The 23644-nt window shown below is 50.6% G+C and carries 24 protein-coding genes; 2 read left to right on the top strand and 22 right to left on the bottom strand.

All coding sequences use genetic code 11. From position 1 onward, the window contains the following. Positions 1 to 87: 87 nt before the first annotated feature. A complete protein-coding gene (gene istB, locus AC0T4W_RS00610) occupies positions 88 to 891 on the bottom strand; it encodes an IS21-like element ISPst3 family helper ATPase IstB (protein WP_476314408.1) in 804 nt (267 codons plus the stop codon). Further along, positions 884 to 2383 carry an IS21 family transposase gene (gene istA / locus AC0T4W_RS00615; protein ID WP_476315011.1) on the bottom strand — a complete coding sequence of 500 codons (1500 nt, stop codon included), beginning with the start codon at positions 2381 to 2383 and terminating at the stop codon, positions 884 to 886. The genes istB and istA overlap by 8 nt, the downstream gene beginning before the upstream one ends. Positions 2384 to 3374: 991 nt before the next feature. Between istA and AC0T4W_RS00620 the strand changes: the two genes are divergently transcribed. Beyond that, positions 3375 to 4415, top strand: coding sequence for a ParM/StbA family protein (locus AC0T4W_RS00620; RefSeq protein WP_476314712.1), 1041 nt, complete (start codon positions 3375 to 3377; stop codon positions 4413 to 4415). Between the two features lie 11 nt (positions 4416 to 4426). Next, entirely contained in the window at positions 4427 to 4954 is a 528-nt protein-coding gene (locus AC0T4W_RS00625) for a hypothetical protein (protein ID WP_476314715.1), read from the top strand. A 310-nt stretch (positions 4955 to 5264) separates the two neighbouring features. On the opposite strand, the gene AC0T4W_RS00630 is transcribed toward AC0T4W_RS00625, so the two are convergent. The 20 genes from AC0T4W_RS00630 to AC0T4W_RS00725 all read right to left on the bottom strand — a co-directional run bounded on the left by AC0T4W_RS00630 (position 5265) and on the right by AC0T4W_RS00725 (position 23269). Further along, positions 5265 to 5711 (bottom strand): hypothetical protein, encoded by a 447-nt coding sequence (locus AC0T4W_RS00630; RefSeq protein WP_476314718.1) that lies wholly within the window; start codon positions 5709 to 5711, stop codon positions 5265 to 5267. 41 nt (positions 5712 to 5752) lie between these two features. After that, complete coding sequence (locus AC0T4W_RS00635) at positions 5753 to 6295, bottom strand: hypothetical protein (protein WP_476314721.1); 543 nt, start codon at positions 6293 to 6295, stop codon at positions 5753 to 5755. Then, positions 6285 to 7199 (bottom strand): hypothetical protein, encoded by a 915-nt coding sequence (locus tag AC0T4W_RS00640; RefSeq protein ID WP_476314724.1) that lies wholly within the window; start codon positions 7197 to 7199, stop codon positions 6285 to 6287. Before AC0T4W_RS00640 ends, AC0T4W_RS00635 begins: the two co-directional genes overlap by 11 nt. Positions 7200 to 7300: 101 nt before the next feature. Then, positions 7301 to 9361 carry a hypothetical protein gene (locus AC0T4W_RS00645; RefSeq protein WP_476314727.1) on the bottom strand — a complete coding sequence of 687 codons (2061 nt, stop codon included), beginning with the start codon at positions 9359 to 9361 and terminating at the stop codon, positions 7301 to 7303. A gap of 2 nt (positions 9362 to 9363) precedes the next feature. Next, positions 9364 to 10782 (bottom strand): hypothetical protein, encoded by a 1419-nt coding sequence (locus AC0T4W_RS00650; RefSeq protein WP_476314730.1) that lies wholly within the window; start codon positions 10780 to 10782, stop codon positions 9364 to 9366. A gap of 8 nt (positions 10783 to 10790) precedes the next feature. Then, positions 10791 to 11669, bottom strand: coding sequence for a hypothetical protein (locus AC0T4W_RS00655; protein WP_476314733.1), 879 nt, complete (start codon positions 11667 to 11669; stop codon positions 10791 to 10793). A gap of 9 nt (positions 11670 to 11678) precedes the next feature. Further along, on the bottom strand, positions 11679 to 12482 hold the full coding sequence (locus AC0T4W_RS00660) for a sel1 repeat family protein (RefSeq protein ID WP_476314736.1): 804 nt from the start codon (positions 12480 to 12482) through the stop codon (positions 11679 to 11681). Beyond that, positions 12454 to 13149 (bottom strand): lysozyme family protein, encoded by a 696-nt coding sequence (locus AC0T4W_RS00665; RefSeq protein ID WP_476314739.1) that lies wholly within the window; start codon positions 13147 to 13149, stop codon positions 12454 to 12456. Before AC0T4W_RS00665 ends, AC0T4W_RS00660 begins: the two co-directional genes overlap by 29 nt. A gap of 14 nt (positions 13150 to 13163) precedes the next feature. After that, positions 13164 to 13937 carry a hypothetical protein gene (locus tag AC0T4W_RS00670; protein WP_476314742.1) on the bottom strand — a complete coding sequence of 258 codons (774 nt, stop codon included), beginning with the start codon at positions 13935 to 13937 and terminating at the stop codon, positions 13164 to 13166. A gap of 303 nt (positions 13938 to 14240) precedes the next feature. Beyond that, positions 14241 to 15149 (bottom strand): hypothetical protein, encoded by a 909-nt coding sequence (locus AC0T4W_RS00675; RefSeq protein ID WP_476314745.1) that lies wholly within the window; start codon positions 15147 to 15149, stop codon positions 14241 to 14243. Beyond that, positions 15142 to 15528 (bottom strand): hypothetical protein, encoded by a 387-nt coding sequence (locus tag AC0T4W_RS00680; RefSeq protein ID WP_476314748.1) that lies wholly within the window; start codon positions 15526 to 15528, stop codon positions 15142 to 15144. The genes AC0T4W_RS00675 and AC0T4W_RS00680 overlap by 8 nt, the downstream gene beginning before the upstream one ends. 87 nt (positions 15529 to 15615) lie before the next feature. Continuing rightward, a complete protein-coding gene (locus AC0T4W_RS00685; RefSeq protein WP_476314751.1) occupies positions 15616 to 18396 on the bottom strand; it encodes a VirB4 family type IV secretion system protein in 2781 nt (926 codons plus the stop codon). A gap of 2 nt (positions 18397 to 18398) precedes the next feature. Continuing rightward, positions 18399 to 18833, bottom strand: a complete 435-nt coding sequence (locus tag AC0T4W_RS00690) for a hypothetical protein (RefSeq protein WP_476315017.1) — start codon at positions 18831 to 18833, stop codon at positions 18399 to 18401. Positions 18834 to 18856: 23 nt separating this feature from the next. Further along, on the bottom strand, positions 18857 to 19216 hold the full coding sequence (locus AC0T4W_RS00695) for a TraV family lipoprotein (RefSeq protein WP_476314754.1): 360 nt from the start codon (positions 19214 to 19216) through the stop codon (positions 18857 to 18859). Then, a complete protein-coding gene (locus AC0T4W_RS00700) occupies positions 19188 to 20729 on the bottom strand; it encodes a TraB/TrbI/VirB10 family type IV secretion system protein (RefSeq protein ID WP_476314757.1) in 1542 nt (513 codons plus the stop codon). Before AC0T4W_RS00700 ends, AC0T4W_RS00695 begins: the two co-directional genes overlap by 29 nt. Continuing rightward, positions 20726 to 21532, bottom strand: a complete 807-nt coding sequence (locus tag AC0T4W_RS00705) for a hypothetical protein (RefSeq protein ID WP_476314760.1) — start codon at positions 21530 to 21532, stop codon at positions 20726 to 20728. The genes AC0T4W_RS00700 and AC0T4W_RS00705 overlap by 4 nt, the downstream gene beginning before the upstream one ends. A gap of 3 nt (positions 21533 to 21535) precedes the next feature. After that, positions 21536 to 22168: a hypothetical protein gene (locus tag AC0T4W_RS00710; protein ID WP_476314763.1), complete on the bottom strand. Its 633-nt coding sequence runs from the start codon at positions 22166 to 22168 to the stop codon at positions 21536 to 21538. Between the two features lie 2 nt (positions 22169 to 22170). Next, positions 22171 to 22554, bottom strand: a complete 384-nt coding sequence (locus AC0T4W_RS00715; protein WP_476314766.1) for a hypothetical protein — start codon at positions 22552 to 22554, stop codon at positions 22171 to 22173. 9 nt (positions 22555 to 22563) lie between these two features. After that, complete coding sequence (locus AC0T4W_RS00720; RefSeq protein ID WP_476314768.1) at positions 22564 to 22917, bottom strand: hypothetical protein; 354 nt, start codon at positions 22915 to 22917, stop codon at positions 22564 to 22566. Between the two features lie 4 nt (positions 22918 to 22921). Continuing rightward, positions 22922 to 23269, bottom strand: a complete 348-nt coding sequence (locus AC0T4W_RS00725; protein ID WP_476314771.1) for a hypothetical protein — start codon at positions 23267 to 23269, stop codon at positions 22922 to 22924. Between the last annotated feature and the right edge of the window lie 375 nt (positions 23270 to 23644).

Below are 23644 nucleotides of genomic sequence, written 5' to 3' on the forward strand. Positions count from 1 at the left end.
TCTTAATCCCCCCTCCGTCGATAGCCCAGTTCAGTTGTTTAAGACCTGCCACATGCAGTCATGCAGCAGGTCACCCTCTCGACATGCTCAGAACGGCTCGTCGTCCTCCGGCCGCTGGTCGCCCTTAGGTTTTCGTTCGCGTGCTTTGATCTTCGCCTGGGCCGCCAAGCTGCTGTGTTGCAAGCGGTAGGACTCGTTGCCCGTTTCGACGATGTGGCAGTGGTGGGTCAGCCGATCCAGCAGGGCTGTGGTCATCTTGGCGTCGCCGAACACACTCGACCATTCGGCGAAGCTCAGGTTGGTGGTGATCACCACGCTGGTGTGTTCGTACAGCTTGGACAGCAGGTGAAACAGCAGAGCACCACCGGCCTGGCTGAAGGGCAGATACCCTAGCTCGTCGAGGATGATCAGATCCATGCGCAGCAGTGCCTGGGCGATGCGCCCGGCCTTGCCGTCGTGCTTCTCGCGCTCCAGCAGATTGACTAGGTCAACCGTGGAGTAGAAGCGCACGCGCTTGCCGTGCAGGGTGATGCCGGACACGGCCAGCGCGGTGGCCAGGTGGGTCTTGCCGGTGCCCGGTCCGCCGATCAGCACCAGGTTCTGGGCGGTGTCGGTAAAGGCCAGGCTGGCCAGCTCTTTGATCAGGCGTGCGTCGGCGCTGGAGGAGCTGAAGTCGAAGCCGGCCAGATCGCGGTGCATCGGCAGCTTGGCCATGTTCATCTGGTGGCTCACCGAGCGCATGGCGCGATCTGTGTGCTCCTGTTGCAGCAGGTGTTCGAGCAACCATCTGGAGGACGCCGTTGCCGACTCGCCCTGGGCGATCAACTCCGCCCAGGCAGTGGCCATGCCGTGCAGGCGCAGTTCCTTGAGTTCAGCCATAAGATCACGCATGACCGATTTCCTCGGCATGGCTACGCAGGAGGTCGTAGCGCGCCGTGTTGGCGACGGGGGCTTCCTTGAGCGGCAAGTGGGTTTCGACGGTGGGCGGCGGTTCGCTCGATGTCAGCCGCGCCACGACATTGAGGATGTGTTCGGCGCTCAGGCTGCCGCTCTCAAGCACCAGCTCAACAGCCACCAGCACCGCATCGAGCCCGGCGACCGGTACGGCGGCCAGGACTTGCGCCATGATCCGGTCACCGCCGGCATGCCGCCCCAGGCCGTGCCTGAGCCGACGCAGCGGCGCTGGCAGATCGGCAAAGGGCGCGCCGTTGCGCAGCGCGCCGGGCTTGCGCTCAATCAGCGGGATGTAGTGCTGCCAGTCATAGCTGACCTGGTCGCGATCCAGTAAACGCGCATGGCTGGCAATCAACAGGTCATCGGCCACCACCTCAATCCGGGTCGGATACAGGCGGCTGCTGACCCACCGGCCGGCGCGCTCACAGGGCACCGAGTAGCGGTTGCGCCCCACGCTGACCAGGCAGGTACTGGAAACCCGCGCCGCACGCTCGACGTAACCGTCGAAGGCCGTGGGCATGGGCATCATTTCGGCCCGCTCCAACTCCAGCACCTCGGCCACACTGAGCCCGCCGTACTGCGGGTGCGCCAGCTCGCTCCAGAGTGCGCGGCAGCGCTGGCCGAGCCAGGCATTGAGTTCTTCGAAGGAGTGAAATTGGCCGTCCTGGGCGTCGAGCCAGATGCGTCGCCGGCTGTCTTGCACGTTCTTCTCGACGATGCCCTTTTCCCAGCCCGAGGCGACGTTGCAGAAGTCCGGGTCGAACAGGTAGTGCGCACACATCACCGCGAAACGCGCATTCACCGTGCGGCCTTTGCCCTTATTGACCTTGTCGACGGCCGTCTTCATGTTGTCGTAAATACCCCGGCGCGGCACGCCGCCCAAGGCGCTGAACGAGCGCGTATGCGCGTCGAACAACATCTCGTGGCCTTGGCTCGGATAAGCCACCAGCCAGAATGCACGGCTGGCGCAGAGCTTCAGGTGCGCCACCTGCATACGCCGGTAAATGCCGCCGATCAGCAAACCCTCTTCGCTCCAGTCGAACTGAAACGCCTCGCCCAGCGCAAAGGTCAGCGGCACAAAGGCGTGCAACGCCTTGCCCTGCTCCCCGCGCCAGGCACGGATAAACGCGGTGAGCTGGCTGTAGCCACCGTCGTACCCCTCGGCCTTGATTTGCGCCAACAGCGCCTTGGCACTGCGCCGCTGTTGCTTGGAACGCAGCGAGTCGGCCTTCAGCGCCTGCTCCAGCGTGGCGTGAAAAGCACTGAGCTTGTTGAATACCGCCCGGCGCTGGTACGCCGGCTGCTTCGCCTCGGGTGCTCTGACCCATTTGCGAATGGTGTTGCGCGCCAACCCGGTGCGCTTGGTTATCTCATGCAGCGACAGCTTGTCGCGAAAATACATCCGGCGAATTTTGCCCATCATTTCCATACTGATCACCCTGTGTTCTCCTGCTCAGAAATTGAGCAGAAGCAGTTGAACACCTGGGTCAGTTTTCAGTCGGCAGAACAGCCTCTACTGGGTCAGTTTTCGGTCAGCGGCAACACAATTGCGAACTACGGGCATGTCACTGAGATGTTTCCGCTGACAAAGAGTGGCGTGCGCTACTCAACAAAGGTGGAGCTTAAAGGGAACGGCAATCTCTACCTGTCCCTACGTTCCGACGACGGATCGAGGGAGCAAACGATATCGCTCCTAACTCTTGAGCCCACCGAGATGCGTCGAGTCTTAACCCCTGCTATTGGCAGAGCTCAGACCACGAAAGCTATACCTCACATCTGTTCACTGGCGGACCTGGTTGCCGAGGTAACCAGGTATGGGGTTCTCAAAGTCCCGTTCCCGCAGCGAAAGACGGTGCCTTCGACATCGTTAGCTGATGAATGGGTAGGGCTAGTTAGCGCCTATGGGTTGGCTTGTGCGTCACGACTATCTGAACTGGTTTCGGACTTTGAGGCTGTCGATGCAGAGCTAAATGACCACGTATTCGAGTTCAATGCTAAGAGGCAGCCTGTACGATATAGATCAATCATCTGTCGTTCGGATGTCCGTGGGACCGATCGGCTTGGCCCTACCTTGCCGCAATTTCGTGTTGTGACTCATATCAGCCGAAGTTCGGGGCGTCGGAATTCGAAGCCGATCCAGGAGTACAAGGCCAGCTTGATCCAGCGTGAGCTGAAAGGCGCCTTGGCCAAAACCCTTGGGCGGGAACCAACGGCGGATGAGGTTGAGGGTGCGCTTGCTGGGCGCCGGCAGAGATCGTGTTCCCCGTGGATCACAAAGGAGCTGATTTCACACTGCTATCTCGGTAAGCACACAAAAGCGATTCTGCATCAACAAAAGCAAATTGCAGGTGCTATGGAACGATGGGCTGGATTGCGCAGCCTGTTCCAACGCCTGCTGGACTAACGAGGGGAGTATTTAAATGAAGGAGACAGAAATTGTCGCCATCGACCTGGGCAATGGGATCACGAGCTACATTGCTGGAAACGGTAACCGAGGCGAATTCGCTTCCTTAGTAGCTCCCTACAACGGTTCTGCCGGCCTCGGAGGTGAATTCAGCAAGCCACATTTCAAGACCCAAGATGGGAAGCGGTATCTGATCGGGGATGATTGTCGTGAGGAAGGCGCTGTATCCCGTAGCACGGACTCTGCCTTTTATTCGTCGGAGGCGATTCGTGTCTTGTTTCTTCGAGCTCTCTCTCTTGCTGGGGTTAAAAACCCCCTGATCATCACCGGTCTGCCAACTGAGTTTCACCGAACCCACTCCGCTGAGTTCGAGAAGAACCTAAAGCGCTGGGCTTTGGATGAGGGATACCACCCTGGTCATATAAAGGTCATTCCTCAGTGGGCTGCTGCTTGGTTCGACGATCAACTGGTTGATGAAAGCGGGAACCTAGTTCCTCTGGATTTCGTTACGAAGGGCAAAATCGGGATCATTGATATCGGGCACGGCACCACTGACGTAGGCCAGTTCAACAATGGCAAAGTCAGTGATGTGCACCACGGCGAATCCAAAGGTGTTTCTGACATCCATAGGCAGCTTTTCACTCAGCTGAAAACACCTGAGCAGCTGAACGAACGTATTGGGAAGCGTGATGCCCGGCTTCCCAAGGATTTCGCGCTGGACAAGCAGACGACTGAATTCTCCATGGATTTTTGGCTTCGGAGTGGTGGCATTCCATGGCAAGGCAAAATGCTCGATATCGGGCCAATCAGTCTTCCTGTTCGCAAGGACTTTGCTGATGATCTGCTGACACGAGTCGTAAACCAGGTGTGGGGCTCAACGAACTTCCTTAACGGCATCGTAATGGCGGGTGGCGGTGCGGTGGTCCTGGGTCGAGAGCTGATCAAGCAGTACATCAAATGTCCAATTTTGATGGGGAGCAATCCTGGGAATAGCGTGGTGAATGGCTATTTCCGCTTCTTCAAAACCCAAATACTGCCACGAGCTGGCAAGGTATGACTGAGGGAGTCGTGCCAACCAATGTCATCGTTCGTGGCGATCTGATTGGTGGTCACCACGATGCTTTGATTGAAATTCTATCGGGTAACAATCGACGCATTGGCAACCACATGATCCTGGCCATCGCTGAGGCCTGCCTTGATAAGTGGCCAATCATCATGGCGGATTACACGCCAGCACCAGCTGCCGCCACGCCAAAAATGACTGTCAAAATCACTGTCCGGGCTGATCTCTACCCGCGTCTTCATAAGCGATACAAGGAAATGGCTCAGGGAATCCGGACGATGGTTTTCCTGAATTTGCTGAGCCGGCATGCAATGCTTAGCAAAATGCAGCCCCAGGATGTCGTTGCAGCAATGCAGGAACTGGAAGCGAAGAAGGCGGGGCGGCACACAGAGCAAGTGGTTGCCCTTGAACCTCCTAAGGTGGTTCAGCCGGATTTACCTGTGCCAGCCCAGGTAAGCGTTCAACCTGAACTGGTTGCTGAGCCGCCTTTGGAGAGAGTTGACCCACTGCTTCAGATTCATGTGGGGCTATAGAATGGACGCCAGCAGAGATGCTGGCGTTCTTCTATTCAAGCCAGAATTCAGTTAAGCCTTGGGAATGCAAGCCCAATAGCCGAAACGGCTTATCCCAGCGTCGGTATCCACTCAGCGCCCTGGTAAGAACCCGATGGTCACCGTGACCAGAGACAAGTGGTGGTAATCCAGCAGATCGTTCAATGCAGCCTATAGTCATGTCGGGATTTATCACGAGTTCATGAACCGTATCCTGTGACAGGACAAGCTGCTGATAGAAAGCCCGTGCGATCGATGAAAGCGAGGGTGGTTTTACATCAGCCGGCGCCACTTAGTGGACCCAAAATAAGGCTGACTTTGTGACCGAAAGCGTTACTGCCGGATAGCGCGAGCTGAACCAATGCATTGCGTAGGTGAAGAACCCGCCATTATCTGCCTTTATTGGTGGCTCTTCTCCAGTGTGTATGTCCAGCAGGTGTGCAGCCAAGTGGACTACTCCATCAACCTGAGACAACTCAGCTGCGAACGTGAAGGTCCGTGTCGGATTCATTTCAGTCAGTGCACCCACGAAATTCTCGAAGGTAGCAACTGGCATGACCGGCAACATTGACCCTGGTTTCACAGCGGATGCCATCCTGGAAATAAAGGGATTCTTCGAAACAGGCCAAGCTTTGATTTCCGAGTTGACCTCGTAGGCATCATCTTCCTGTAGATAATCAATGTTGACCTTTGCGAGAAGTCCACGGTTCTTGCCATCGTTGTTAGTTGTCACAAGCATCTTAGACCTCAGTGTTCTGCCGAATTGCAATGGAAAGGCAGTTAATTCGTTCGCACGACAGATTTTCGGTAAACCTTCATACACGACATCCAACCATCCGAAATTACTTCAAAGCTACCGGCCTGCGCAGCCTTGATGTGGACTGCTGGATTGAAAGATTTGATTCGGGGAATTCGATGAACACCAGAAGCTAGCAGTGCCTCTTCAATTTGCGAACGCAAGGGATCAGTTGAGCCCGCAGCTTCCCACATCGATATTGCTTGTTCAGTAGCCTCGGCGGCATCGTCGAACTCAGTAGGCTGCACAAATGGGAACGACGATGTAGGCAGGGTATCCGTCTTTATAACGGTCTCCAGCTCAGTTCCAACAGTAAGAGTGCCTGGCAGAAACCGAATCCGTTCGATAACAGCCGCTGGCGTTATCGTCCATGCCAATGGGTGCTCTAAGTCAGAAGCCGATGACACTATTTCAGTCGCAAATGGGATTAGAGCCTGTGCAGGGCCTGTGGTTGTCCGCTTGATTAAATTGCCGCAGGCATCAAGCAAGAAGGCCGAGTTGCGCCCCACAAGTACCTCACCGATCACTGGTATTTTCCTCAATGTGGTTCACCGTGTTGAGAAGCTGATCCTCGACTGGTGGTTTGTAGTCCGAAAAATATTTCCCATCCCTGTTTACCTCAGGGTAAATAACGCTTGAGGGTTCCAAGCCCAAATGGTGAGTAACTGCTGCCATCACCCGGTCAGGGAACACATGAACCAGGTTCGAGCCAACCCCCACCCAGCTTTCAACGGCCAAGCCTTCTGGGTTGACTAGGAAAAAATGACGGTTCCAGTTGTCCCAAAATTTGGATTTGTAGTCGCCAGCTCCTTGCTCCAAGTCAAAATCCTTGAGCGTTCGACCACTGGGTGTGTTGGCATACCATAGGTATGGGGATAGCCACTGGTCATAGCGAAGGGTTCCCTTTTTACCAAAGCGTGATGCCGGCGAAACTACATACCAGTCGAAATACTTGCTGGAATCGATCCAGCTAAGGGCATTTGGAAGGAAGTCCCAGCCTTTATCAGCCTCGTTTGCGAGGGCACCTTGGCCAGTCGGAATATCGTCATATTGCAGCCATACGAGAGAAACCTTTTCACGGATACCGTTGCTTTCGAGGTAATTGGCCAATGCTTTCATGTGGCCAATGTCCGTGACTACTCGCTGACTTCGGGGAGTTCGACCATCGGTATAGACGCTGGTGGCCATGTAAACAGTCCATGATTTCGGCATTCGAAAAGCCACTGGCTCGACTCGGCCCTGGCCACTGCCTTGGCTCTGGACTGTCTTGGCGCCGCGACTTCCTGTGCCTGCTGGAAGCTGAAATGCTACGGGTTTGGCCAGGGTGGCAACGTAGTCAAAGGCAGTAGATCGGGGCTGTTGTTCTGATGCATCGTTGCAACCTGAAACCGCTAGGGCGAGGGCGAAAGCCAATGGGATAGTCGTTTTCATGATAAGTCCAGAGATCGGGGTCGTTGAAACCTATAACTGTGGGCGTGTGCTATTCAACATCTAATCAAAAAAAACCCGGCAAAGCCGGGTTTTTAAATCGATTACGGCTTTCCTTTCTTTCCATCGCCGTCTTGCTTAACTGCCGGAGGCTTTGGCACAAGCCCTTTGAAGGCGCTGGCAGCAGTGGTAGCCGTCCTGTAGGTGGTGTTCACTGTCTGGGACATGCTTGTTGAGGACGAAAGACCCTTTGATGCGTAGCTCATAGCCTTAGCACTCGCACCCAATACCTTGGACGCACCTGCACCTGAAACAGCACCTGCGGCCTTAGCTGCGACCAGCCCCTTGCCCAGCGTGGCGACAGCAAGTGCCGCTGATCCAATCGCTTGAAGTCCACCAACTGCGCTGGAAGTTCCCATGCTTCCTGGATTGAACCCACCAAGAGACTTGACATCATCCCAAAGCAACAGTTTGGCAACGATAATCTCTAAAACTGTCAGCGCCGAAAATACAATTGCCTTTGTATATGAAGCAGCCATGTCAGCGGCAAGACTACCTGAACCAGGTATATAACCTGCATCAGATGATGCGGAAATGGCGTTGCCTGCAATTGCAGAAGCTGCCATGCCAAGAAAAAGATCATTGATGAACACCACAAGAAAGGTGAACACAAGAAGTTTTAAATACGTCCAGAGAATGCCCGAGCCAAGAAACACTGCCATTGCGCAAAACATTGGAAAGGTAATAAGCAACCCAGCCGCCACCATGGCCATGGTGGTAATCGTCATTGGTACTTTGTATCTCAGCATCCACTCAGAAATTGTAGCGCTGACTTCAAGGCCCATGGCATAGATATTATCGGCCGCATCATTGAATCCATCAGAACTGCCAAGGTCGATGTCCTTACCACCAGCAGCCTTGATACGCTCTTCAACAATCCCCTGGGCCCGCTCTGACATTTGTTGTGCTGCCGACAAACTCATGTGAGCACCGGCAACCTGGCTTCCTTCGAACTTGGGGTCTCCAGCATTTGAGTCACGCCAAGCCTTAATCGCCTCGGATGCCAATTCATACGCATCTGAGCAATTTTTTGGATAAAACAGTTGAGTAGCTTGCGTTTCGTCGCCCGGCGCTACCGGGACATCATTTGCATATCCCTTTTGTACAAAACGACCGCCAAGGTCAGTTTCTGCTGAATAGAATTCAGGGGACGAATTTTCTATTCCTTTCAACTTATCAAAATACGCTTTTGTTGGAATTCGATAGCCGACCGTCTTTCCATCATAAGGGTTGTTTTCAGCTGGGATAGCTCGAAGAGCTTCTTCGCCTGCTGCTTTCTGCTCAGCAATTTTACTGCCGTTGTAGCCGCCTTCATAAGCCCCTATAGCGCCCGCAGTTACTCCACCAACGATTTGCGCAGCCGCTGCCTTGAACTTATCAGTGATCCAGTAATCAGATGGACCCATCGACGAATATATTGCTTCAATGTACTGGCCTGAAAGCTCTTTTGTCCTTGTAGCAGTTGCAGCTAAAACACTTGTATCTCTTTCATCGATTGCGATTCGAGACGAATTGAGAAGGCCAACGCCCTTGAGTGCTTCTGTTTTAGAATTTGTTCCAAACGACTTTAGTGCTGCGGTGTTGCAGTTCGCCATATAGTCAAGGTACACGGCATGGGCCGGGGTGCCTTCAAATGCTTTCGCATTCTTTGTTGCTGTGTCGTCGTAGGCGATCATCATCGCTTCACGTTGAGGCCCACCAATGCCCCCGTAAGTTTCGCCTAGTTCAGCGTCAAAAACAGAATCGATAGCCGATTTAAAGGTTTTATAAAAACCACCTACAAGTGCAAAAGACCAGTATGTGCCATTCGCAACAGGAATTCCGTTTTGACTGTTGCCTAAATACATTCCAGATGAGCGGTCAGATGAAGATAAGACAATTCCACAGGCTGTAAGTACAACCATTACCCCAAGAAGTCCTCGAAGCTTATCCAATGGAGAGCGAAGAACCTGCAAGCCCATCCAAGCCAAGCCGGCTGAGAAAATGATTGCAATTGCAGCCGCCTTTATTGCTTTGTGATAAGCGGCCCATAAGGTGAAGTAATACTGGACCAGTTCCAGCATTGCCCCGCTTAATATCTTTAGATAAAGCCAAGATTCATCCATGGTTATTTTGCCCCGTTCAGAACAGACAGGCCGACACGATCAAAGTTGACCTGTTCAGTCATCGCATTTAGTTCAGAGCGCAATGTCTTTATCGCAAGATTATATTGGTCAATCTGTCGTGGAGTAATATATTCGCTATTCGGTTGGTTTTGGATGCCGGTTAATACGCCAACTTCAAGACGATTCACAATACCACCCAGGTCTTTGAATGTTGCTATGGTGGCAATGTTCCTCACTACAGCGATGAATTCTGTTGGCTGTGTTTTACTCAGCTTAACAAGAGCACGGTGCTCATGGTCAGTGATGACCATCCCAATTCGGTTTGCGATTGCTTTAAAGCCATTGCTTTCGACAAATGTATCCTCGTCAGTTGCAAGAATGTTCATAACCCATTCGTAATACTGGGCTGTAAGCTTCTTAGAAACATCTTGCAGTGTCATTTGACGCGGAATTACACCTTGAACGTCCTCTTCGGTTTCATAGTTCGGTAAGAGGCCGGCATAGTTTTTAATGTCTTCACAGGTTAATTCCGAGGCAGAAAGAATAAGGCCAAGAAGCCCCTTTATTTCAACACTGCCACAAGACCTGCCGCTAATACTTTCAGCGGTGCTACCGGGAGTTCCTGGTGAACTTGGGGTTCCAGCTTGGCCAGTACCGCCCACACCACCGTTGAATTTTACAATTCCGCCTGTTGCGCTCGACACCCCGGACATCAGAGAGCCCGCGCGGTCATTAACTGCCGTCTTGGTTTCACGCATGATGCTAATCAACGAATCGGAAATTCCTTCACCGCTCATGCATTCAGGGTCTTTGAAACCTGCCTCGGCAGTACATTGGGCCTCAGCCATTGTCTGCTTTTTATCCTCAAGCGACTTATCAGCCATCGCGCGAACTCCACTACAGGTCATGTTTGACATGTCGAGGCCAAATTGCGAAACCATGTTGAGCTCGTCGATTACGGCTTTAACTGTTGGCTGACTGTATGCCAAATACATGATGGCCATAGCCGGTGCGTTCTGGATGAATTGTTCAACCATGCTTCCGTACTGTGCAAGCTGGCCGTCAATTACGCTTCCTAAATTAATGCCGTCGCACCCGAATCCGACCGTTGATGAGCCATACCCGCTGATTAGATTTGATTGCCGCCCGGTAAATGGTGCAAATGAATCGAACGTGCTACCACCTACTGAGCCGAAGCCAGATGCGCGCCCATCAAGAACACGACCGTCCGGAAGCGTTACCTCATTCATCATCATTTCCCATGGCGAGTTTGAACTGTCCTCGGCATATGGGTCTTCAACCTGAACCTTGTCTACATTGCTGCGGGGGGAAAATACATTTGATAGCAGGTTTTCAGCAAAGGCATTGCCAGAGGTCATTGCTGTCAACGCAACTACAAGTGAAAGTTTGGTAAGTTTCATATGCGTTCTCACTTCTGGCTTGCAATATTGAGATGGGTCATAGCTTGAAGACTTTCTTCGATTTGTACGATTGAGCGCGTACCAGACAGTTTGTTGCGGTTTTTATTTGAATTGTTGTCAATCCAAATTGTTGGCCATTTTTCGACGCCAGAAGCAAGAACCCGGTTAGCTTCTTCTGAACTTAGAAGCCTTCCTTTAAGTCCACGAGATGTAACCTTCCGATTAAATGCAACGATGTCCTGATCAACCTGAAAGATTTTGATTTTCAAAGTAGGATAGCGATTTTGTAGCGTGGCCAAAGTGGTGAGCTGGATGTCGCAAGCGCCGCATTGGCTGTGAACAAAAACAGAAAGGCCAAGTTTATCTACCGCGATGTCTTTAGGCTTTTCACTTTCGGCCTTCGCACGGTCAAGCCCCAAGATGTTATCCATAGGGCCACGTTTCCACATTTCCATTTGGTACAAAGAGGCCGACTTTTTGTATTCGCCCCATGTGGTGTCCATGTACGTTAAGGCAGCCGCTGCTGCCTCTGGGGTCTGTTCGAGTTGCAAACGAATTACTGCACTAGGAGTGCCAGGTACAAAGTTGAATTCAATTCCATTGGCATTTTGGGCCCGGAGTGGGGCAGTAGGATTGCGTTTAGCTTGGTTATTGATCTCTGTACAGTTTTTCATCCACTGCATATTTTGGCAGTCCAGGATGTTCGGCAACTTGTCCAGGCTCTCCTGTTCCTTCATGGCTTTAAATTCATCTACCTTGTATAAGGCATTAGCTAAGGCATCAACAATAAACGCATCACCTTGTGCCGCATTTGAGAAAACGGTAGGAATGTTGACAGCGAGGGCACCTGCAAGAAAGGCAAAGCCGAGTTTGACAGAGGATTTCATTGTAACTCCTTAAAGCAGGCGTTTAATTTGATTTATTACATCCTGAGGGTTTGTTAATACTACCGAACGACCCCCAGGAGTGATCAGAACAAAGGCAGGCGTATTTCTTACGCCGTGGGACGCAGCGATTTGTCCACTAAAATCTGGTAGGAACCCATTTGTTGGAATCCTTGATATTGCTTGACCGACGCCTTTGTTTGCTTGCCAGGTGGCTGGGTCAATAAGCGCGAAATATTCTAATTTTATGGATTCGGGGAATTGTGCTTTAAGTCCTTCTAGAACCGCATATCCATTGCTAGTGCCAGCGGCTCCATCTTCGAAGAATGCCTTAATGGTAACCTTTGGTTCTATTTGGGAAACTGTACCTGTATACCGCAAAACCTCAGCAGCATATTTCTCAACTCTTTGCCGAGCTGAGGCCATCTCAGGTGTAGTTGGAACACCTGAAACACCTGCAATGCTTGCCGGGGCTTTATTCGCGCGAGCTGAAAGAGTTGCTTCAACCTGAGTAAGAAGTGCTCGGCTGCCCTTATGACCCCGCTGAGATGCTGCCTTGAAAAACTGCTGAGCCCTTTCGAGATTGTCCGGATACTCAGGGGACCGGAGCATCAGACTGCCGAGATGATACATAGCGACGACATTACCTTTCTGAGCCTCAGGGAACAAAACCTCCCAAGCTCGTTTCTTTTCGCCTTTTAAAATAAGCATAAGCCCTTCACCAACCACCTGATCCTCAGTTGGCTGTGATTCTTTTGCAGCAGCATTAAGACTGAATATAGCTATGCTAACGGCGAGGATAAGAAAGGCCTTCATTCGCCAACTCCTTCTTGTAGTCTTCCATGAATTTCTTCATGTACTTATCACGGTGGACTTTTGTTCGTGAGTGGTAGTGTCCAGCTGCCGCAAGATCACTGCCAGTTTCGGCTTTTAGCTTCGCCAAAAATGACGCAGCGTAATTCAAGTTAAAAGCTGGATCGAACCATTGCTGTACAGTTGCAATGTCTTTGCCATGAAATCTGTAATTGATCTGTGCAATGCCAATGTCTGTGTTAACCATCCATAGCCTTCGAACACGAGACTCGCCGTAATCAACTTCCTTGGAAGCGTCTGTTCTTTGCTGATACAGGCCTAGTCCCTGGGACGCACGTGACCGCTGAAACGAACTCAAGAAGGCTTGAGCAGCATGTTGTGATGTGAAAAAGCGTCTGATAGCTTTCCCTTCACCTTTTCTGGGTAATACCTTAGCCATCCACGGTGACTTCGAAATTGACCAGAGCGCTGTGATCGCTTTATCTCGGCTTTCAAAATAGAAACCTTCACCATCGACGTTGAAGGTCCAAGGCCGCATTTTGGTTTCGGTTTGTGCAATCGTTCTTAGAACAAATGGATCAATTCCATTTCGGTTAGCAGCTGAGTCAATCAATTGATGATAGGGGGAGGCAAGACAAGGCATTGCACCACCGATGAGTAAGATCAACATCAAAACCATCGGTCTCATAGAAGTGAGTCCTCAATGGTTGAGAACTGGTGTCGTTGAAGCCAGGCTATGGCATCTGGTCTATCAGGACATGCCTGTTCCATATTCCGGAAAATATCGGGATGAGGGTTACTTGGATTAGTCTTGAGAAAAATGTGCAACATTTCGTGAAATACGATGTACCTGATTACATATCTTGGTGCCCCATACCCAACTGACTTCGAGAGGGCGGGATGAATCAGGAATGTGGACTCACCATCCACTATTTCTGTGCTTGCTGCCGGCACACACAGGCTATCTGCACAAAACTTATTAAGCTTCTTCGCAACAAGTGGCCAGGACTCGTCTTTGAGGCTCATTAGGATGCGGACGTAGAGTTGACCTGCGTCTCGCAAACCCATTTTTACATAGGGTTGGATTAGCTCTTTTGCAGTGATGAAGTCACGGCGGGCATACGCTTCAACCGCTAAGGCGAGTCCATCGATCTCAGCGGATGATAGGGAGGATAAATCAAGCTTGGGTTCAGGCGATTCGCTTGCGCTTGGGATTTCCCAGCGCGCAGCTATATCGATCCGCCCCGAAAAATAATTGCGGTTTACATAGTCGCACAGGCGTGCCAGGAGGACCGTATCCTCCTGAGACACCTCAACTAGCTGGGCTTTTTCAACCCGCTCTGCATCCATCCGGGTCACTCCAAAACTTGTGCACAACGTCGCCATTGGTGTTTTGGAGGTCGAGTCGATCACCCTGAACTGACGTTCGGTAGCCAGCGATGTGATCGCCAGTGCCAATCATCGTTTCGGCGCCATTCACAGTCAGAATGGCATGGGCAACACAGCTAGCGCAGTTACGGGCGGCTTTAACAAACGCAACGACACATACATTAGGCCGAGGTTGTACTGCCGCAACGGCCATAGCAACCTTCTGTGCCTTGGATGTGCGGGGTACGCTCTGACTTGCCTTTGACTGCACCGGCAGCGTTTGGGGCTTAGCAGGTGACGTTGATAGAGAAGTATTGGCCTTTCCACCTTCCAACAAGGCCAGTTTCTCTTCCAACGCCTTTAGGCGTTCATCCCGTGACGCGAGTTCAGCTTTCAGTCCAGCCACTTCATCTGGCAGCGCTGTGTTCTCCAAAACAGGCTTACCACTATCCGGTTTTGAAGAAGCGGTGCCACCGATTCCGTGGTCAAAACCTGCAACCTCCTGCTTGGGTTCAGGTACATCATCTCCGAACGGGCCGGAGGGCAACGCCGATGTAGGGGGGGAGTGGCATTGGTGTCGGCCTCGGTCTTTAAAGCCACAGGTTCAATGTTTGGTTCTTCACCGAACGGTTCAGACAGGTTGAAGCCTGGTGCATTGTTCGCCAGTGATAGGGGCGGTTGCCCGGACGTGCCTTCACTGGTCACAGGCCCCTCAACACCCTGACCTGGTTTCTCCGGTGCCATTGCAATTGGTTCGTTCAGATCAAACCCGATCGGGGTGACTTCTGATTCGACACCTTGCTCTGCAAAGTTGGTCTCAGGCAAAACTGCACCGGCATTGAGCTCAGCAGTTTCTGCTTGAGGTTCATCAACAAACGGAATTTTATCTTGTTCGATCCCTGAGAGAGCTTCGGTCAATTCTGGTGCTGCGACCGGTTCCATCTGGTTCTTTAATCCGACGACGACGGCAACCACCAGAATGGCAAGGACTGCCTTTTTCTTCTTGGTCATCCCTTTTAGGCGATCGCCGACTGTTCTGCTGGAGGGCTGCTCTTCAATCGCCTCCACATCAATAGTCAAAGGTTCCCGCTCAGCTCTCAAAACTGACTCGTTGTCAGGTGTGCCTGGTCCGTTGGCCTTGGTGTTCCGGCCTGGCTGCTCAATAACCTCTTCTACGTCAAGCTCAACGATATCGTCGCTGGACGCGGGCTTTTGGCCTTCCGGGTCTTTCCCGCTCAGGCGGTTCAGTCCATTTTGGATGCTTCCAAGGAACTGAGCGATAGGAGCAGTTTTATCAGTCATTTGCAGAGTCCCCAAGCATAGGCAGGTAGGTAGGTGCTTCTTCTGTCCAACGGCCTGGGGCAATTTGGACGCATTCTTCGTGTTCAGGAATTACCATCCCATTCACTACTCGGGCTGGAATTCGCAAGCCACATTCGATAATTGGGTTGTCGTAAGTAAATCGGTCCCGCGCTCTCATTTTGCCTTTCATATCGACCAATACATCCTTGACGCCTTCCTCGTATGCGCGGCGTTCCAGCTCGGTCTTGGGCGCGTAAAACTTCTTAACCTCCGTCTTCTCATCAATAATCGTTTCTCGTGGCTCATACTTGGAGCTACAAGCACCAATTAAAAGCAGTGAAAACAACAGTGCTGACAGATTAAGCTGCTTCATGGACATTAAACCTGGCTCCATATGGATGTTCTTTAGCTAATTGAACTATCGCACGTTGACGCGCGAGAGCTTCTTCAATCCCTTGAGATTTCATTAAGTCGTGAGTGCGTTTTTGACGCATAGAGGAATCATCAGGGTGCGTCGAAGAAATCCAAAGTGACACTGCGCTTGCGAAAAGCCGGAATACCCCTGAGTAATATTGGCTTGTCGAAGTACGCATCCTGTAGAAGACCTCCGAATAAATAGGAGGTAATGATGCAAGCGAGCGCCAGAGACTGATTTCCTCGGTTGTAAAGGCAAGTTCTTCAACTGCGAGCTTGTAATCAGACTCAGAGCAAGCCAAAAGGAAATAATGACTGGTGTTTTCCAGTATGCCCCCTGGCTGTCAGATGAATCAGAACCAGACTCAGCTTTAATCAGCCCAACGAAATCCTTGACTGTCTGGCTTATAAGCAAGCAGCCGCCACCATACTTACGGAGTTCACGGTAAAAGCTACTGAGGGCTTTTGCTGCTGATGGGTCGGAGAGCGTTGCCCAGGCCTCGTCCACAGCCACAATCTTTTTGCGAGACTTGTCTAACTTGATCTTTGCGTACAGGTTTATTTGTCTGAAAAGCGCAAGAGTAACAACGCCTAGGGCGGGGCTATCGCTCATTTGCGCAGTTTCAAGCACCGTGAAGTCATTTTCCCAATCTACCTGCAACTTCCCATCAAACAAAGGTGCAAAAGCCCCTTTGCCATGAAATAGCGTAAGCGCTTGACAAAGCTCTTTGCCTGACTGGCCCTCAAAGTTCGTTTTTTCCAGATATGGAATATAGTCAGTGAATGTAGGCTCATCGTTTGGAGTTTTGGAAATCCAGTCTTCAAAAAACCGCTGCAATGAATCGTATAGCAACGGAATGGTAGTCATGTTGATATTCGTCCGAACCTTCGACTTTCCATCCCCAGATGTCATCATCATTACAAGCATTCTGGCGATGAAAAAGAGATCGCTGTTCGTTGGCATTTCAGTAATGCCATCTTCGTTTTGTTGCAAGTAGAACGGGTTGATGCAAATAGGGTTAATAGTTCGGCCAGTTGCCTTTTCAACAAAAGGTTCTGTAGCTAAACGAATGTAGTTTCCGTCTAAAACCAGGCATAGTGATTCGTAAGAATCACCCTTATCAATAATCCAGACCTTTGGTTTATATTTAACCCTAAGACCCATCAATAGGTTGTTGAATGTAAATGACTTGCCTGAACCAGTTGTGCCACATATCAGACTGTGTGCAGTTACGACGTTTGAGCCCCACAGGTCAAGAAACACCGGTTGACCAGCGCGGTTATTCATCAGGATCGCGGGATCGTTAACGCCCTGATATTCCAAAAACAATGGGCATAGATGTGACAAGCTTTCTGTGAGATGCGGCGTGTCACGACGCAAAAGGGCCATGCTGCTGGCACGATAATTAAGTGCTAGTGAGTTACGAACTACAGCATCGCCACGCAATTCCTCTTTGTGGCCCATGCGCCACAAAAGGTTTTTAAGCTGTTCAGCTTGCTCATCAATAGACTGGTGATTAAAACCCATAAGGTTGACGTGCAGGGATGTGTCAAAGAACTGTTGCCTGTTGTGAATGTTTTCAGACGTAACACGGGCGCGAACATAGTCCAAGTCGTCAGATTGCTGTTTACGGGTTTCAGCGTCACCCATGCGCATTGAGTTTTTGGCTGCGATTAAACGCCCGCGAGCTATCAGTCTTGCTTGAGTCGTTAAAGAACCCGGAACATGCCAGTTAATTGTAACTAATGACTCCGATTCGATCCCAGACATAGCCATTTGGAGCATTCCAGGGAATGACTTGTTAGGCTTACCAATTAAAGAAACGGGCCGCACATAATAGTCGTACCCGGAGTCATGAATTGTCCAGCCAGTGGCTTCTGTTTCAACCCATGAGTAGGGTAGAGCTCCATTCAGGGCCTGGGTCCGAGGAACCTCAACGCTCTCTTTGAGGCATTCATATACCGGTATGTCATTTGAATACGCTGGAGGTTCTACGTTATAGCTTCTCACTGGATTCAAAAGCTGATATTGCCAGTTAATATAACCTTGCCCAGTAAGCTCCTTTGGATTGAAATGGTACGAGGCTAGCGCTTGGCCAATATCCTTACAAATACGGCCAAATTCCTGCGATTGCTTTGTGTACGCTTGCTCTGCAAGTTTGTTAGCGTCTGCGAGCCCAACCGATGCGAGTGCACCTTTAACGGCCTTATCGATAAACTTACCAAGGATATAGCTGGGAGACCATATAAAGACTAGATAGAAGTCAGTTACATACGGGAAACGACCAACACTAATTTCGCGATTAATTGCCTTGGATACATTATCTCGAACGCTATCCTCAGCAATCGCAAGGCCCTCAGAGTTAAGAGCCTCTTCTTGCATTTGTTTGAAATCTTTAGGGCTGAGGCTAGCGAAGAAACCATTAACAGCGGTAGATGCTGTGGTTTGTCGTTGGACTATTGAGTCCACGATTGCTTTTGCAAATTCACCGGCCTCTGGGTCCATAGAATTCAGATAAGCGGACATTATTCCCCGAATGTCTCGGTGCGTGTGCCGTATAAATTGCCCGCATGAGCCGTCAGGGTATTTGTTAAGTACGTCAGCAAAACAGTCAGCGACAGCAAATAGATTGTCGTTGTTGAGTAGCGATGCATCGATGCCGCTCAGCTTCCAAATCTTTGCGAAGCGACCATCAGTTGTGTGGAAAAAATTTCCATGCTCTTCAAATACAAATGCATCTGACAGCAATTCTAACGGCATGCCGCCCTGATAACCACGACGTGCCAAACCTGCAAGTTCTGGATCGAAAAGGTGCGCTGCATTATGGGCCATTTTTAACGTACCTTTTGTGTAACAATAACCACGCGACCTTCTGGGTATACCGAGATATCAGTGTTGGTCACACGTGAAAGATATTCGGCTATGTCTACCAGTGAGTTTGCTTGGCTGTTTAGTTTTACGATAAGGGATTGATTTATGCTTGGGTGGAATACCGCATCGTAGCCGCTCCCTTGAGCAGCAAGAGTCAAAGTATTCCCAAATGAAAGATCGGCCTTCTTATAAATCTGTACCCAAGGAACCGCGTCAGGCTCAGGTAGTGTCTGTTGTTCGATCAAGTTTGGTTTCTTAAATAACTTTCTGTATAAAACAACGTCCTGTTGCAGGTTGGTCAGCTCTTCACCGCTGCCCATAACCTGCTTCGTGTGGTACTCACGAATCGCATCTTTATGGTATTGAGTAATACCTTCTGAGTTTGCTGAGGTAACCATTAGGGTCAAGAACAGTCCAGCTATTAGTCGGCCCACTGGGCTTCCTCCACGACGATGTAGTTCCACCGTCCGCCGTGCTTCACCCCAGTCTTTTTGTCTGCGTATGGAACAACCCATACAGGGGCAACAACATCGGCATGTCTGATTGGGTAATAAGGCTCAGACGAACCAAGTTCAGGCCGAGCGCGCAAGCCCTCTCGTAGTAGAGAAACGGTGTCACGCTCTGCTGTTGCGTGCACTGCGTTGTAAACATCATCCATAGATGCCTGGTTCTGAAACTTCGGTTCACTTGCACAACCGGTTAGCAGTGCGAGTAGAAAAGAGAGGCAAAGTAGATTTCGCATGCAGAAACCCTTACAAAAGAACGTCATTGTTTGTGCCATCGAGATTGAATTGCTCAGCTGGCTTCAAAATTGATATTGGTTGGTCAGTAACGAATCGCAGTTTGATGCCGGGCTCGACAATTACGGTGTCAACAGCGGCGTTTGCTTCTGCTTCAAAGCGTTGACCGATTTTTGTAAAAAGTGCTGCAACACCTTGGCTCATTGCCGCCTTAGTGGAGTCGCCTGTTAGCTGTGAAGTAGCCGTGCTTGTGCCTTCATTCGTAAGGTTGTTTTGTGTTGTGAATTCGGCCTGGCTCAAAGTTGTTGCATAGGCTGCTGCGGCAGCAGCAGCAGACTGTAGGGCCAGAGTCCGGCCAGATGTCTTATCAAGACGACCGTAAACATCCTGTTCGTTGTCTCGCGTATCGACGATGTAGCCCGTTGTCGCCACCATCTGCGCTCCACCACTGGCATCCCAGTACGACATTTGCTCTACACGAATCGTCGCTCGGCCAGAGTTTGAACTTGAGGTGCGCCGGCCGGAACAAAGGCCCATCAAATGGATCGTTCCAGTATCTTTTGCTGAACCATTCGGACCACGGAAAATACCGCGCACAGGGAGAACCACTGGCCTTGCTGGTATGTTCTTGTCACTAGAGCTGCCTGGCGCATTAGCACCAACTGGACATGCAACGCCATGAAGGGTTGTGACCTCTACAAATGAGAATGCAGGGATTGTCTCCGTTTCACGTGCCGGCACCTCTTGAACTGGATTTGTAGCAACGGGTTGAACCTGGTTGCCAGGCTGTTGGTTCTGCTGCTGTGGCTGTTGGCTTGTTTGAACACCTGGTGCGCCCGGATAGTTGTACGGTGTGCTGTTGAAATCAGATGCATTAGGTTGACCCATTGCAGCAAACAGCTCTTCCTCACTGGCGTTTATGCCCCCGCCACTTTTACTTGTCGCAACAGGTGCCGCCATCTGAGGACGGAGAATGAAGTAGTTAGGTCCGAAGGGAGCCCTGGGCTCTACCGATTTCGACGGGGTAGGGGAGGTCATGTCTAGGTTCAAACCGTCAAAGTTCAAACCTTCCATTGTCCCCATTGGAGGCAGGCCATCCGGGGTAGCCGGCAGGCTGACTGGATCGTTATCAGCAGCATTTACTGCCTGATAGGTGCCTTCGATCTGGTCCTTTCGCTGTTGAGCCAGAGCTTCACTGAGTGTGCGAACCTCGGTGTTTAAACGCTGTTCGATTTCTCTCCGTTTCTTATCATCTAGTAAGCGCTGTTCTTCATTCTTACGTTCCAGCGTCTCTATTTTTAGTTCTTGCGACTCAATCTTTTTTGCAAACTGAGTAAGTGCAGCATCCTGATCCTGAACTGTTATCGTGTTAACTGGATCAGTGCCCAGAGTAATAGGCTTGGGAACCTTTTGGTCTGTACTCTCATCCTTCTTCCCATCGCTCAGCGCGTTAAAGAGGAGAATGGCACCCACAAAAATTGCTGCCCCGAAAAGCATGCGTTTTTGTAGAACTGGTGCGTTCTGTTCGCCGGACACTGCTCCCGTGTTGGTCATTGTGCTTTCTCCGAAACAATGAACAACAATCCCCGATGAGTATCCCCATACACCTCTGTTACAAATTCCGGGGCAGGGCCTAGGATTCTGGACGAAGGCAGCATTGATACTTCTCGGGCAATTCCAATTGACTTTCGAACAGCACGATTTGAGTAATCGATCTGATCAATTGCAACCTTAGTTGCAGTGCGTCCTTTGTTAATGACCTCGTAGGTTGTACCAATATAGCGAGGTCCGATCAGTTGGCTTTGCAAAATGAAACTCAGCGAGCCCTGACGAAAAACCTCACGATCAGCAGTGCTCAACTTTGAGAAATCTTCCTTTCGGTAACCACCAGGAGTGTCATCCTCATCTGCGGAGTACAGGTAATGCATGAGCCCCTTAACATTTCCACGGCTATCTCGTTCAGTTTTCGAACGATCGGCTAGTGGTTGGTTTGAAACAGTGACCTGACTATCTGCGCATCCTGGTCGAGTAATGAGCCTAATGATGTAACTGTTTTTACTTGGGCCATCAACAGTCACTAAACCAGTATAAAAAGGATCGGTTGCCATAAAAGCAAGCTTGTTATCAATGGGGGTACGGTAGAAGTTCATTCCTTCCGTAACCTCTACATAAATGCCTTCAAGGTAGGGCTCCGGGAATGTCACCTCAGCGCGCTGTGTGTCATTTGAAATGAAAACGTCCACAGGGCTGTTGTGATAAACAACAGTGCGAGGCGAACGGTTGCATTCGTCTTCTTTAGCAAAAACATGTGTTGAGCAGACTGCTGCAACCAGCGCAGTCACAATGGTCTTTTTCAAACCTCAAATCTCCTGAATCTTGAACTCGTCAACCACGACAGCCCACTCAAAGTGTTTGGATGGCTTAACTGGTTTGACAAGGATTTTGATATCGAATTTACGCTTATCAAAACTACGGTTCAAAGTTGCGCGATGTCTTTCGCCAGTAAAGGAAATTACATATCCCAGATTTGGCTCCATTGTTACTTTGAGAGGCGAAGACTTTGTAAAAACCTGTGTGATTTGTTGGTCAGCAGATTGGCGCGCGACGATTTTGAGGTTTTCTTCCTGAGCAGCCCGCAAGCGTGAAGACATCATTCGCAATGCTTCATTGGCATTCGTATAAGAGGACTCAGGCGTGAAGTTGTAATAGTTGTCCAGGAAGGTGGTAACAAACGCGACAATGTGGCGATCTGGAACCCTATTTTCGCTTACAAACACCCCTTCGGCATTTGGATAGCCATACATAATGCGCTGCGCTTGCAATTCAATATTGGTGCGCTGCAATTCCTGATTCATTTTCCCAAGTGCAACAACAACGGCGACTAAGACTAGGATGACTGCAATAAATGCAATCATCATTCTGCTTTGTCGCAATTCTGATGCGCCAAGCAGGTTGTAATACCGCAACGGTGGTTTGTAGTTACTTGCTGACATGGTTATGGCTCATAGGTATTGCAGTATGTGTGGGTTGGGATCAAACCCTTATCTATCCAAACCTTGGCGTTTACTGAGTTCAACCATCGCGCTAATTGACGAAGTGGCGGAAACCTCTGTGCAGCGTCGGACTTCTCAAGCTTCCCCATCCACACCGTTGCCAACAAAACAATATGGCCCGGTGGCTTTCGCTTTGTAACTCGTTTGTAAAGCCACAGAGTTACGCAACCTGCACCGAAGGCAATAAGGCCGTTATTGGTAAGGCTGTTAGCAAACACCATTGGAATCATCCAAAGAATCAAGTCCTCTTTGCTGATCCCTCCGAAGCTAATCGGAGAAGTGGCATATACGAACGTATCGCGTTCCTCTGTGACTCGCAGTTCCATTCCGCCCCCTTAGAGCTCGGCCAGACCTTTTACGCCGGTGACGAACATTTCACCGAACAAGCAGATCAGGCAGGTGGCAACTGGGATCAGCCAGAACTTGCCACCCATGAAAATCACAGAGATCAAAAAGGCAGCTACTGAGATGTACAGACCCCAACCAGCAAAAGCCTTCCACCACTTGAGCAACGAGCTATCAGTGTTGGTTACCAGTTCTTCGTTTGGTGCGAAGTCGCCGTTGAATGCGGCAAAGGCGAATTCTGGGACGATAAGTAGAGCCAGAGCAGCAGCCAGGAATAACAATGAGACGGCAAATCGCCGCCAGTCATCCAGGCGTACACCCGTGTTGAGCAGTGTTGCGTGCATAGTTTTATTCTCCAATTGGAGTTGGGTAAAAGAAGGCACCATCAGGGATGGCCGTCTGGTGCTTGAGGCGCTTGCGCTCCGGTACGAGTAGAACTCGCAGCGTTTCTTCAACAGGGCTCAACGAGCTGGACATGCCAGCCAGGTCGAGGCCGGGAAGGGGGTGCTTGCCCTCTGCTTTCTTCAACTCAGACTGAGCGAGTGCCAGTGCTGCGGAAGCATTCGATAGGTGATCGATTGCTTGCTGATAGTTGGGGTCACGCTGGTCGATAACGTGCCTGGCGTCTGCCTGAGCAAGGGTGCTCATGACGACAAGTGCGATGACCACTACGTTTTTCAGAATTGAACAGGGCATGGGAGTCTCCTTTCCTTAATAGTGGGAAGGAGCCCCCCATTTTTTGGCCTTTTTACTGGGGTGGGATGTCTTTTTTTTTCAGGTCCAAACTGCCTGCAATTTGCTGTCTATCTTGAGGCTCGCAAATTGTCTGCAACCCATTTCCGCGCGCGGTGGAATATGGCAAGGAATACACGACCTATGAAACCAACAGCCTGTACCGTGATGAGGGACAGGACAATTTGGAGATATGCAAACACCGTCCGGAAGGTGCCACTTATCAAGAGTGACGTAACCGGTCTGGTCGGTGTGAAAGCAAGTCCCATCACAAGAAGTGTTATGAGAATCCCCACGTATGCGGGCCAGCCGACACGCTGTACATGGAACTCCACGATA

The organism is Pseudomonas sp. C7.1, from assembly GCF_056312395.1.